This window comes from Serratia sp. EWG9, assembly GCF_019913725.1.
GTDB classification, from domain to species: Bacteria; Pseudomonadota; Gammaproteobacteria; order Enterobacterales; family Enterobacteriaceae; genus Serratia; species Serratia ureilytica.
The window spans coordinates 172,239-184,849 of the sequence record NZ_JADNRO010000005.1 but is presented as its reverse complement, the minus strand read 5'-3'; the positions used below and the strand labels follow the sequence as shown (position 1 = coordinate 184,849).

Sequence of the window (12,611 nt, the reverse complement as noted above, 5' to 3'; positions counted from 1 at the left end):
AACTCGTCATTTTTTCGCGCTCAAGCGCATAGTAATAGCAAAACTGGCCCCTACTCTGCACAAACTGAGCAGAGGTCTTCATGACCTTCATCAAGGTAACGGAGAGAAATTATCGCGGGAACCTCGATATTGACGCGGGCCACACTGTGGCCCGCATCGGAGGGATTACAGCTTGTCGAGCAGCTTTTTCAGATCCTGACCTTCGCGCGAATCCTTGTTCTTTTCAGCCCATTTGTTCAGCGCATCTTTAGCCCGATCCTGCAGCGTTTTACGCAACACCTGATCGACCTGCAGTTGATAATTGAGCTGTTGCCACGGCCCATAGACCCGCAGCGGGATCGGTGTTTTTTGCAGTTGCTCGATCAGCTCGCCGCGCCCTTGCCATCCGCCGGTGACGCGCACGTTAAGCGCCATATCGCACTGTTTGCCCGGCATATCGATGCTGCCGGCGCCGGTCAGCGCCAGCAAAGGCGAATCCGCCGTCAGACCGCTGAGCTTGATCGTGCCTTGATTCAGGCTGGCCTGCGCCGAGACGTTTTTGACCTCGGTATAACGCTGATAGCTGTCTTGCCCGCGCACGCTGTTATCGTTGCGCGCCACAGCCTGCTGGATCAGCTGCTGAATGTTCAGGCCATGCAGCTGCGCATCCTGCATCGCCAGCTGCGCCGTACCGCGCCAGCGGCGCTCAAATGACTGTGAAGAGAGGCGATCGCCGGTCAAATCCCCTTTCATGCTGAATTTGCCGGTCAACATCTGCGGCATGTCGAAGGCTTTGAGCACCGTGCCCAGTTCAACCTGGTTCAGCGCCGGCTGCACGCTGATCACCGGTTTATTGCCGCGCGCGTCCAGCGAGCCCGGCAAGGAGAAATCACCGCCGGCCAATTGTCCGGCGAGTTTATGCAGCGTCAGCAGTCCGCGTTGGTTGTCCGCCACGACGGCCAACTGAGTGACGTTCATACCGCGATAGGTCAACTGCGCGGCCTGCAGATTCAACTGCGCATTGAAATCGCGCAGCGCCTCTAAATTCTGCTGCCGATCGTCAACCTGGCTGGCGATCACCGGCGCGGAAGTCACGGCGGGTTGTTCGGCGGTATTGGTGCTGGATTGCCAGCCGGAGAGCGCATCGAGATCGAGGTTAGCCGAATTGAGGTTCACCACATAGCCGGGCACCGCCCCCAGCGTGGCGCTGATATCGCCGGTCAATTGGCTGTTATTGGCACTGACGCTCAGCTGGCTGACGGCAATCTGCGCCGGCGTCTGCTGATAGACCACCTGCGCATTGCCCTCTCCCTGAATACCGCCGTTCGGAATATCCGCACCCGCCAGTTGATAATTGAACTGGGTGACTTTGGCGCCAATCTGGCGAGGGAACTGCTGCAAGTCGACATCGGCCGCCATGCTGAAGGTCAGGTCGCGCTGATCGCGATTGACCCGGCTGGAAAGTTCCAGCTGCGCCTGTCGCGTCTGCGTTTGTTGCAGGGTGAGATTGATATCCCGGACATTAATTTGCTCATTGTCGGCGCGCTGCCAAATCAGCAGACTGTCCACGACCCGCAGATTATCGATATCGAACTTCCAGGCCGCATCTGCCGCGTCTGTGCCAGTGCCGGCCGGCGCGATCGGGGCATCCATCTGCGAATGCTCTTCGCTATCGGGCGTGAGGCGAATGACGGCGTTTTTCAGCATCACCTGTTTCACAAACAGCTGATGCGACAGCAGAGGCAACAGTTTGACATCGAGGCGCATATTTTCCGCGCTCACTACCGGCGCTTTCGCGCCCGGCGCGGTCAGCGTCATGCGCCCGGCCAAAATGCTGAGCTGCGGCCAGATATGCCAGCGCAGGTCGCCTTCGAGCGTCAGCTGATAGCCGCTCTTCTGCTCGACCTTTTTGACCATGTAACCGCGAAAATCATTCGGATTGACCAGCAGTACCAGCGCGGACATCCCCGCCACCACGACCACCAGTAAAATCGCCAATGTCGTCAGTAATCTTCTCATGCCACCCTCTTGTCAGCGCCACACCGACGGTGCATCCCGCGCCGTTAGTCCTTGTCGATTCGACTGGCTACTGCGCCCTGCTGATCGCGATACTTCGCGTCCTGCCGGCTGTTGTATGGCCGGGCCGCCGGGCCGGACAACGGTTCAAAGCTCAAGGCCCCGATCAGCATGCCCGGCCGCAGCGCCAGCGGCAGCTTGCCGGAGTTGTAAAATTCCAGCACGATGCGTCCATGCCAGCCCGGATCGATACGGTGCGCAGTGACGTGCACCATCAACCCCAGGCGCGCCAGAGAAGAACGGCCGTCGAGCCAACCCACCAGATCGTCCGGCAGCGTCACGGATTCGAACGTCACCGCCAGGGCCAGCTCGCCGGGATGAAGGAAAAACGCCTCGCCTTCCGGCAGGACAATTTCGTCGCTCATCACGCGATCCAACGCGGCGCTGACTTCGTCTTTCGGCCCGCTGAGATCGATAAAAGGCGCGGTATGGCCGCTGAATACGCGGAACTGGTTGCCCAAACGGACATCTACTGTGGCCCCGTTGATGCGTTCGAGCGGCGGACGCGGGGAAATCACCAGTTTCTCGCTATCCAGCCAGGCTTCTATATCGCGGTCGCACAGTCTCATGTCTCTCTTCTCCATCAAAACGCGTAACTAAACAAAAATTGCCACACAACGGGCGAAAGGTCTACGCCGGGGTGCAAATAGTTGGCCACCGGCCGGAAATACACATTTCCGGCCATTAAGCGGCATTATTCAAAGAATTGGCTGATTTTGGCTTTCAGAATATCGATCGCGATGCGGTTTTTGCCACCGCGCGGGACGATGATATCGGCGTATTGTTTGGAAGGTTCGATAAACTGCAGGAACATCGGGCGCACGGTCTTCTGGTATTGCGCCATCACCGAATCCATCGAGCGGCCGCGCTCGTTGACATCGCGCTTCATGCGGCGCATCAGGCAGATATCCAGCGGCGTGTCGACGAAGATCGAGAAATTCATCTCCTGGCGCAAGCGGATATCCGTCAGCAGCAAGATCCCTTCCAGAATAATGACTTTTTTAGGTTTCAGGTGGACGGTTTCTTTCTTGCGCGTGTGCTCGGTGTAACTGTACAGCGGCAGTTCGATCGCTTTGCCGGCCTTCAGCATCTGCAAATGCTGGAACAGCAGGTTGTGATCCATGGCGCTCGGGTGGTCATAGTTGGTTTTGACCCGTTCTTCCATGGTCAGGTGACTCTGGTCTTTATAGTAACTGTCTTCTGGAATAACGCCGATGTGCTCATCGCCGACCTGCTCGCGGAGTTCGCGGTACAACGTGCTGGCAATAAGGCTTTTTCCGGAGGCAGATGCGCCAGCTATACCAATAATGACGCACTGATGCGGATTGTCAGTCATAAAATTAAAGACCTGATTTCGTAATGTGAAGGGAGGGAACTAAAACGCGACAATTATAGGGAGTCGTCGGGGTTTGCGCCACTGTATATTGCGCGACGGCGGGCGAATTCAGGCTATCGCGCCCTACCGGCGATATGACATTTTAAGAATCTCACGGCTAGGGCAATGCCCCGCAACAGGTTACACTCCTGCGCTGACTTAGGGACCCCGTAGTCTTTCATCGGAGAATGATGTGCTGGATTGGTATTTTTTGACTTTTTTCGGCGACAGCATGCTGCTGCTGCCCTGCGCGCTGATTCTTTTTTTATTGCTGCTCGCATCGCCCGCCACCCGCGTTGCAGGCTGGCAATGGGCGCTGATTTTCGGTTTCACCGGCGGGCTGGTCTGCCTGTCCAAGTTGGCCTTTATGGGCTGGGGCATTGGTAGCGCAAGTTATGACTTCACCGGATTCAGCGGCCATTCGGCCCTCGCCGCGAGCATCTGGCCGCCGCTGCTTTGGGCTTTAACCGGTCGATTTTCCCATCCGGTGCGCAGCATCGCGTTGTTGACCGGGTGGATATTGCCTTTCACCATCGGCGTGTCGCGCCTGGAAATCCGCGTGCATTCGGTATCCGAGGTCATCAGCGGGCTGATTTTAGGCTACCTGGCCAGCGCACTGTTTTTATGGCTGCAGCGAGGGAAAGCGCGACCACAGCTGGCCTGGCCGCATTTGGCCATCGCGCTGGCCTTGCCGTTGGCGCTGATGGGGCAGCGGCAGCCGGCTCCCACCCAGGGATTGCTGGAACATATCGCCAAAACGCTGGCGCAGATCGAACGCCCTTATACCCGTGCCGACCTGCACAAGCCTACCCGTACCCCATAAAAGAACCCGGCGTTAAGCCGGGTTCTTTCACTGCCGCAAACAGATTACAGCGCGCGGAACGCAATCTCCGTCGGGATCGCCTCGCCCTGCCAATACATCTGCGCAGCCACACGGCCGGCCAATTGACGATACATGTCGGCGAATTCGCTGTCCGGGCGGCTGATAACCGTCGGCGTACCGCGATCCAGATCTTCACGCAGCGAGATATGCAGCGGCATCTGCCCCAGCAGACGGCTGTTATATTTCTGCACCAGCTTCTCGGCGCCGCCGGTACCGAAGATCGGCTCATGGTGGCCGCAGTTGCTGCAGATATGCACGCTCATGTTCTCGACAATGCCCAATACCGGCACATGCACTTTCTCGAACATTACGATGCCTTTGGCGGCATCCAGCAAGGCGATATCCTGCGGCGTGGTGACCACCAGCGCGCCGGTCACCGGAATGTTCTGCGACAGCGTCAGTTGGATGTCACCGGTGCCCGGCGGCATATCCAGCACCAGGTAATCCAGATCCGGCCACAGCGTATCCTGCAGCAGCTGCATCAACGCCTTGCTGGCCATCGGGCCGCGCCACACCATGGCGTTGTCGTCGGTCACCAGATAACCGATGGAGTTGGTCGCCAGCCCGTGCGCCATGATCGGCGCCATGTGCTGCCCGTCCGGCGAGGTCGGCCGCTCGTGTTCGGTGCCCAGCATGTTGGGGATCGACGGGCCGTAAATGTCGGCGTCCAGAATGCCGACCTTGGCCCCTTCGGCGGCCAGCGCCAGCGCCAGGTTGACGGCGGTGCTGGATTTCCCCACTCCGCCTTTGCCGGAGCTGACGGCGATGATGTTGCGCACGCCTTTGATCCCGGCCTGCGCGTTGGCGCGCTTCAGCGTCGTGATATCGTGTTTCAGCTTCCAATCGATGGCGCCGGCGCCGGTCACGCGCAGCAGTTCGGGGCCGACGCTCGCCTGCAGCGCTTCAAAACCGCTCTGCCAGGCAAAGGGCATCGTCAGTTCGATATGCAGTACATCGTCCAGCAACGCGCAGTGATGGATAGCCTTCAATGCGGTCAGGTTGTTTTTCAACGTCGGGTGTTCAAAGGCGGCCAGTACACCGGTCACCAGGGCGCGCAGAACTTCGGGGTTGGTCTGCTCAGGGGATTTTGCGTTCATCCCGGCTCCTTGATTTTGAATGGGTAGCTTCCGGCTAAGCATACCAGAACTGCGCGGCGGCTGGCGCGTATAACCTGTAAGAAACCGCCCTAGCAGCGAAGGGCGCGATCGGTTAACATCGAAGGCCCTTTTATTCATTACAGAAAGCAAGTTCTCACTATGGCTCAAGTCGCGAAAAAATTATTGGTGACGTGCGCGCTACCGTACGCAAATGGTTCCATCCATCTCGGCCACATGCTCGAGCACATCCAGGCGGATATCTGGGTGCGTTACCAACGAATGCGCGGCCACGAAGTGCATTTCATCTGCGCGGACGACGCGCACGGCACGCCGATCATGCTGAAAGCGCAGCAACTGGGCGTTAAACCGGAAGAAATGATCGCGGAGATGAGCCAGGAGCACCAACAGGATTTCGCCGGCTTTGGCATCAGCTATGACAACTATCATTCGACCCATAGCGATGAAAACCGTGAGCTGTCCACCCTGATTTACAGCCGCTTGAAAGAAAACGGGTTTATCAAGAACCGCACCATTTCTCAGCTGTACGATCCGGAGAAAGGCATGTTCCTGCCGGATCGTTTCGTGAAAGGCACCTGCCCGAAATGCAAATCGCCAGACCAGTACGGCGACAACTGCGAAGTGTGCGGCGCCACCTACAGCCCGACGGAACTGATCGATCCGAAGTCCGTGGTTTCCGGCGCGACGCCGGTGATGCGCGACTCCGAGCACTTCTTCTTCGACCTGCCGGCCTTCAGCGAAATGCTGCAGGCGTGGACGCGCTCCGGCGCGCTGCAAGAGCAGGTGGCGAATAAGATGCAGGAGTGGTTCGAATCCGGCCTGCAGCAGTGGGACATCTCCCGCGATGCGCCTTACTTCGGCTTCGAAATCCCGGATGCGCCGGGCAAATACTTCTACGTCTGGCTGGACGCGCCGATCGGCTACATGGGCTCCTTCAAGAACCTGTGCGACAAGCGCGGCGATCTGGACTTCGACGAGTTCTGGCGCAAAGACTCCACCACCGAGCTGTACCACTTTATCGGCAAGGACATCGTCTACTTCCACAGCCTGTTCTGGCCGGCGATGCTGGAAGGCAGCCAGTTCCGCAAACCGAGCAACCTGTTCGTGCACGGTTACGTGACGGTGAACGGCGCCAAGATGTCCAAGTCGCGCGGCACCTTCATCAAGGCCGGCACCTACCTGCAGCACCTGGACGCCGACTGCCTGCGCTATTACTACGCCGCCAAGCTCTCTTCACGCATTGACGACATCGATCTCAATCTGGAAGACTTCGTGCAGCGCGTGAACGCCGACATCGTCAACAAGGTGGTGAACCTGGCTTCGCGCAACGCCGGCTTTATCAACAAACGCTTCGGCGGCAAACTGGCCGACACCCTGGCCGATCCGGCGCTGTACCAGACCTTCGTCGACGCGGCCCAGAGCATCGCCGAAGCCTACGCCGCCCGCGAGTTCAGCCGCGCAATCCGCGAAATCATGGCGCTGGCCGATCTGGCCAACCGCTATGTGGATGAGCAGGCGCCGTGGGTGGTGGCGAAGGAAGAAGGCCGCGACGCCGAGCTGCAGGCCATCTGCTCGATGGGCATCAACCTGTTCCGCGTGCTGATGACTTACCTTAAGCCGGTGCTGCCTTCGCTGACCGAACGCGCCGAAGCGTTCCTCAACGCCGAGCTGAGCTGGGACGCGATCCCGCAGCCGCTGCTCGGCCATCAGGTGAACGCGTTCAAAGCGCTGTTCAACCGCATCGATCTGGACAAGGTCAACGAGATGGTCAGCGCCTCGAAAGAAGACATGGCCGCCGCCAAGCCGGTGACCGGCCCGCTGGCTGACGATCCGATCCAGGAAACCATCACCTTCGACGACTTCGCCAAGGTCGACATGCGTATCGCCCTGATCAAGAGCGCCGACTTTGTCGAGGGCTCCGACAAGCTGCTGAAGCTGCAGCTGGATCTGGGCGGCGAATCGCGCCAAATCTTCTCCGGTATTCGCTCCGCTTACCCGGACCCGAAAGCGCTGGAAGGCCGTCTGACCATCATGGTCGCCAACCTGGCGCCGCGTAAAATGCGCTTCGGCGTGTCAGAAGGCATGGTGATGGCGGCGGGCCCTGGCGGGAAAGAGATCTTCCTGCTGAGCCCGGACAGCGGCGCGCAGCCTGGCATGCAGGTCAAGTAATCGCGCAGATGCGCGGCGTAGGGAGGGTCGAGCTTGCTCGGCCCTTTTTTATTGCCCCAACCCCCACGTTATAAGCATGAAGAAAAAGTCATAACCGCCCTGATTCCCCTGCCCGCCGCATCCGGCTATGATGCTCCGAAACCCAAAATAGACGTCCAGACAGAAAGACTGCTATAACAGACCTTCACCGGGATCGTTTCCCTGCTTTTTTGGAGCCTATAATAATGAAAAACCTCAAGACTTCGCTGCTCGCCCTCAGTCTGTTGTCCGCCCTGCCGCTGCAGGCGGCGGAAAACGCCGCCGTACCCGCCGCCATCGCTCAGCATCAGGGGCCGGTGCGCATCGCGGTGATCCGCAACCTCGGATCCGACGACAACACCACGCAATTTTTGGCGGGCGCCATTCAGGAAGGGCGCAAGCTGGGCTTCAAGGTGGATACCTTCCTCAGCAACGGCGACGACGCGCGCTTCCAGGACTTCGTCAATCAGGCTATCAGCCAGAAATATGACGGCATCATTCTCTCGCAGGGGCGAGCCCCCTATTCCACTGACCTGGTCAAGCGCATCGCGGCGGCCGGCATCGCCGTCGCGGCTTTCGATACCGACGTCAGCGGCAGCGTTCCCGGCGTCACCGTCTCGCAGCAGGACGACGCTTCACTGGCCAATGCCTCCTTCGGCCAACTGGTGAAGGATTTCAACGGCCAGGCCAATATTGTCAAGCTGTGGGTGGCCGGCTTCCCGCCGATGGAGCGCCGTCAGGCCGCTTACCAGCAGTTGCTGAAACAGCATCCGGGCATTCATGAGCTGGAATCGATCGGCGCGGTCTCATCCGACGTGCAGGGCGATACCGCCAACAAGGTGGGCGCGGTGCTGGCGAAATACCCGAAAGGCAAGATCGACGCCATCTGGGGCACGTGGGACGCCTTTACCCAAGGGGCTTACAAGGCGCTGAAAGAGAACGGCCGCACCGAAATCAAGCTGTACAGCATCGATATCTCCAATCAGGATTTACAGCTGATGCGCGAGGCCGGCAGCCCGTGGCAGGTCAGCGTGGCGGTGGATCCGAAGCTGATCGGCGCGGTCAACCTGCGCCTGGTGGCCAACAAGATCGCCGGGGAAAGCACGCCGGACAACTATCAGTTCAAAGCGGCGGTCATTCCGCAGGCCCTGCTGCTGGCGCAACCGGGGCCGGTCAACGTCGCCGGCCTGGCGAAGATCATCCCCGGCTGGGGCAGCAGCAGCGATTTCGTTCAGCCGTGGTTCGCCACGCTGCAGGCCGAACACGGTAAATAATGCTGTTTTTCACGAGGCTGCCGACGCAGCCTCTGTTTTTCAGATAAATATCGGCAGCCCCCTTCCGTCCCCGCCAAAATGCGCTATGTTATCTGCATCGCCCAATAACTGTATGCATAAACAGGTTTCAAATGAAGGGATTCCCCTCGCTGATCAACGTACTGCTGGCCAGTTCGCTGGTGTTGACCATCGGCCGCGGCGTCACGCTGCCGTTCATCACCATCTACCTCACCGAGCACTTCCAGCTGTTGCCGAAAAGCGTGGGCGTGATCCTGGGCGTCAGCCTCACCCTCGGCATCATCGCCAGCCTGTACGGCGGCTATCTGGTGGACAAATTCAGCAAAAACCGCCTGATCCTGCTGTCGATTTTATTGTTCGCGCTGAGTTTCTTCGCCATTCCCTGGATCCCGCGTCCCGGCGGCGTGATCGTGGTGCTGGCGATCCTGCATACCTGTTATTCGGTGCTGAGCATCACCATTAAGGCCTGTTTCGCCGATTGGCTGCCGGTCGAGCAGCGCATCAAGGCTTTCTCAATCAACTACACGCTGGTCAACGTCGGCTGGGCGATCGGCTCTGCGCTCGGCGTTCTGGTGGCCGGGCTGAGTCCGCTGCTGCCGTTCTACCTGTCAGGCGGCCTGGCGCTGGCGACGGTGACGGCGCTGAGCCTGCGCTTGCGCGGTGGTGAACAGCGCCCGGCACCCAGCGCCGCCGCACCGGCCGCGCTGGCCAACTTCCGTCAAACGCTGGCCATCTTGCGAAGCGATCGACGGCTGATCTACTTCACCCTCGGCAGCACGCTGGGCGCGGTGGTGTTCGGTCAGTTCACGGGCTATCTGTCGCAGTACCTGATCACCGTCTCCAGCGCCGAGTTCGCCTACAAAATCATCGGGTTGGTGATGATCGTCAACGCCGGTATCGTCATCGCCCTGCAATACCTGCTCAGCCGCGGCATGCGCCAGGAGAATATGCTGCGCTGGCTGGCGCTGGGCACGCTGTTTTTCATCGTCGGGCTGCTCGGTTTTATGGTGGCCGGCCAGGCGGTCTGGCTATGGCTGGCGGCGATGGCGGTGTTTACCTTAGGCGAGATCATCGTTATCCCGGTGGAATACATGTTCATCGACTTTATCGCGCCGCCGCACCTGAAAGGCAGCTACTATGGCGTACAGAACCTCAGCGCATTGGGCGGCGCCATCAACCCGGTGCTGTGCGGGGTCATGCTCAGCTACGCCGCGCCGCCGCTGATGTTCGTGATGCTGATCGTCGCCGCGCTGCTCAGCCTGCTGTTTTTCTTCCTCGGCCATCGTTTGGCGGAACGTTCTGCGGCAACGGCCGAAGACGCGCGCTGACCCTGCCTGCAACTCTCAAAGCAGGATGTCAACCCGCCGATCGCGCATGGCAGGCATAGCGAGAATTCATAGTGCGATCTGTGGCGTGGCTCACAGTTTAATTGTATGATGAATGCGTCAGTTAAACGGGAAAAGACAATGGCCAACGTGCTCACACTGTGCTGGAAATACCTCAGGGCCCTGCTCCTCATCTACCTGTGTCTGTTCGTCGGCAACGCAGTGGCGGCGCTGCTGCCGTTCGCCATTCCCGGCAGCATCATCGGCATGCTCTTGCTGTTCGCGCTGCTCTCCACCCAGATCCTGCCGGCCAAATGGGTTAAACCCGGCTGTCATTTGCTGATCCGCTACATGGTGCTGCTGTTCGTGCCGATCGGCGTCGGCGTGATGAAATATTACGACCAGATCGTCGCGCATCTGGGCCCGCTGGTCATTTCTTGCCTGATCAGCACGCTGATGGTGCTGGTGGTGGTCGGCTATACCTCACACTATTTTCACCGCGAGCGGCGCATTGCCGGCAAGCCCGACGACACGGAGGGCAACTCATGATCCATGAAATCTGGTGGTCGCTGCCGCTGACGCTGGCGGTCTATTTCGCCGCGCGCTGGCTGGCGCGCCGGTTGAACATGCCGCTGCTCAATCCGCTGCTGGTGTCCATGGCGGTGATCATCCCGCTGCTGCTGCTCAGCGGCATTTCCTATGAGCGCTACTTCCAGGGCAGCAGGATCCTCAACGATCTGCTGCAGCCGGCGGTCGTCGCGCTGGCCTTCCCGCTGTATGAGCAGTTGCACCAAATCCGCGCGCGCTGGAAGTCGATTATCACGGTGTGCTTCATCGGCAGCCTGAGCGCCATGATCAGCGGCGGCGCCATCGCCCTGTGGTTGGGCGCCACGCCGGAAATCGCCGCCTCTATCTTGCCGAAATCGGTCACTACGCCGATCGCGATGGCCGTCGCGGACTCGCTCGGCGGCATTCCGGCGATCAGCGCGGTTTGCGTTATTTTCGTCGGCATCCTCGGCGCCGTGTTCGGCCACACGCTGTTCAACCTGTTGAAAATCACGACCCCCTCGGCGCGTGGCCTGGCGATGGGCACGGCTTCCCACGCGCTGGGCACCGCGCGCTGCGCGGAGATGGACTATCAGGAGGGCGCCTTCGGCTCGCTGGCGCTGGTGATCTGCGGCATCATCACCTCGCTGCTGGCGCCGTTTGTGTTTCCGGTGCTGTTGCATCTGTTCGGTTGATCAGGATGAAACTTGCGATACATCTCGCATTTACGCCTTTTATTGCATTGATTTCATCATTTAAGAGATATTGATCACACTTTAATGTCTCTGGCCTGCCTAGAATGTGATCCCGTTAACCTGTAGAGAGACCTTCCATGCATCCGCGTTTTCACACCGCTTTCAGCGCACTGCCCGCGACACTGCAATCCGCCCTGCAGCCCTATCTGGACGCGCCCGACTTTCCGGCGATGTTCACGGCCGAGCAAGCGGCGGCGATCCGCTCAGGGTGCGGGTTGGACGATGACGCGCTGGCATTCGCGCTGCTGCCGCTGGCGGCGGCCTGCTCGTTAACCCCGATATCGCATTTCCACGTCGGCGCCATCGCGCGCGGGCAAAGCGGCAATCTCTATTTCGGCGCCAATATGGAATTCAGCGGCGCGCCGCTGCAGCAATCCGTACATGCGGAACAAAGCGCAGTGACTCAAGCCTGGCTGCGCGGCGAAAAAGCGCTGGCCTCGATCACCGTCAACTATACGCCGTGCGGCCACTGCCGCCAGTTTATGAATGAGCTGAACAGCGGCGGCGCGCTGCAAATCCGTTTGCCTGGCCGCGCGCCGGCCACGCTGGCGGACTATCTGCCGGACGCCTTCGGCCCGAAAGATCTGGATGTCGCTTCACTGCTCATGGACGAGGTCAATCACGGGCATCAACTGCCGCTGAACGATACGCTGACGCAAGCGGCGCTGGCGGCGGCCAACCGGAGCCACGCGCCGTACAGCAACGCCCACAGCGGCGTGGCGCTGGAAACGGCAGACGGCAGCCTCTACGCCGGCCGGTATGCGGAAAACGCCGCTTTTAACCCGAGTCTGCCGCCGCTGCAGGCTGCGCTGATCCTGCTGAACCTCTCCGGCGGCGACTGCCGGGCTATCCGTCGCGCCGTCCTGGCCGAACCGCAGGACGCGAGCATCAGCCAATGGGACGCCACCCGCGTCACCCTGGCGGCGCTGGGTTGCCAAAACGTCAGCCGCGCCGCCTTCTAAGCGCACGACGGCGGGGCCATCCGGTTCCGCCGTTAACAGCACCGCCCGCCAAATACAATGCCCCGACGCCGCCAGAGACACTTTCTTTAGTTAAAAAATCATTTGATTGTCGATAA

11 protein-coding genes are annotated in these 12,611 nt (G+C 59.8%); 7 read left to right on the top strand and 4 right to left on the bottom strand.

Annotation, left to right across the window (positions count from 1 at the left end; genetic code table 11):
* Positions 1-165: 165 nt before the first annotated feature.
* The 3 genes from asmA to udk all read right to left on the bottom strand — a co-directional run bounded on the left by asmA (position 166) and on the right by udk (position 3,391).
* Complete coding sequence (asmA, locus tag ITX55_RS13640; protein ID WP_147837798.1) at positions 166-1,998, bottom strand: outer membrane assembly protein AsmA; 1,833 nt, start codon at positions 1,996-1,998, stop codon at positions 166-168.
* Between the two features lie 44 nt (positions 1,999-2,042).
* Positions 2,043-2,624: a dCTP deaminase gene (gene dcd, locus ITX55_RS13635; RefSeq protein ID WP_019454407.1), complete on the bottom strand. Its 582-nt coding sequence runs from the start codon at positions 2,622-2,624 to the stop codon at positions 2,043-2,045.
* A 125-nt stretch (positions 2,625-2,749) separates the two neighbouring features.
* The gene (gene udk / locus ITX55_RS13630) at positions 2,750-3,391 is read right to left on the bottom strand and encodes a uridine kinase (RefSeq protein ID WP_033642454.1); all 642 of its coding nucleotides are present in this window, start codon (positions 3,389-3,391) and stop codon (positions 2,750-2,752) included.
* Positions 3,392-3,623: 232 nt separating this feature from the next.
* On the opposite strand from udk, the gene ITX55_RS13625 reads away from it, so the two are divergent.
* The gene (locus ITX55_RS13625) at positions 3,624-4,253 is read left to right on the top strand and encodes a phosphatase PAP2 family protein (protein ID WP_187048758.1); all 630 of its coding nucleotides are present in this window, start codon (positions 3,624-3,626) and stop codon (positions 4,251-4,253) included.
* Between the two features lie 44 nt (positions 4,254-4,297).
* On the opposite strand, the gene apbC is transcribed toward ITX55_RS13625, so the two are convergent.
* Complete coding sequence (gene apbC / locus ITX55_RS13620; RefSeq protein ID WP_033650602.1) at positions 4,298-5,410, bottom strand: iron-sulfur cluster carrier protein ApbC; 1,113 nt, start codon at positions 5,408-5,410, stop codon at positions 4,298-4,300.
* Positions 5,411-5,569: 159 nt separating this feature from the next.
* Here apbC and metG point away from each other — a divergent pair, with 159 nt between their 5' ends.
* From metG to cdd, 6 genes are all read left to right on the top strand, one after another.
* Complete coding sequence (gene metG, locus ITX55_RS13615; RefSeq protein ID WP_187048757.1) at positions 5,570-7,597, top strand: methionine--tRNA ligase; 2,028 nt, start codon at positions 5,570-5,572, stop codon at positions 7,595-7,597.
* Positions 7,598-7,821: 224 nt separating this feature from the next.
* Complete coding sequence (locus ITX55_RS13610; RefSeq protein ID WP_042784043.1) at positions 7,822-8,889, top strand: sugar ABC transporter substrate-binding protein; 1,068 nt, start codon at positions 7,822-7,824, stop codon at positions 8,887-8,889.
* 131 nt (positions 8,890-9,020) lie between these two features.
* Positions 9,021-10,235: an MFS transporter gene (locus tag ITX55_RS13605; protein WP_033650599.1), complete on the top strand. Its 1,215-nt coding sequence runs from the start codon at positions 9,021-9,023 to the stop codon at positions 10,233-10,235.
* 138 nt (positions 10,236-10,373) lie between these two features.
* A complete protein-coding gene (locus ITX55_RS13600) occupies positions 10,374-10,781 on the top strand; it encodes a CidA/LrgA family protein (protein WP_033642448.1) in 408 nt (135 codons plus the stop codon).
* On the top strand, positions 10,778-11,473 hold the full coding sequence (locus tag ITX55_RS13595; RefSeq protein ID WP_072628018.1) for a CidB/LrgB family autolysis modulator: 696 nt from the start codon (positions 10,778-10,780) through the stop codon (positions 11,471-11,473). The genes ITX55_RS13600 and ITX55_RS13595 overlap by 4 nt, the downstream gene beginning before the upstream one ends.
* A gap of 137 nt (positions 11,474-11,610) precedes the next feature.
* The gene (gene cdd / locus ITX55_RS13590; RefSeq protein ID WP_223085149.1) at positions 11,611-12,495 is read left to right on the top strand and encodes a cytidine deaminase; all 885 of its coding nucleotides are present in this window, start codon (positions 11,611-11,613) and stop codon (positions 12,493-12,495) included.
* Positions 12,496-12,611: the final 116 nt, after the last annotated feature.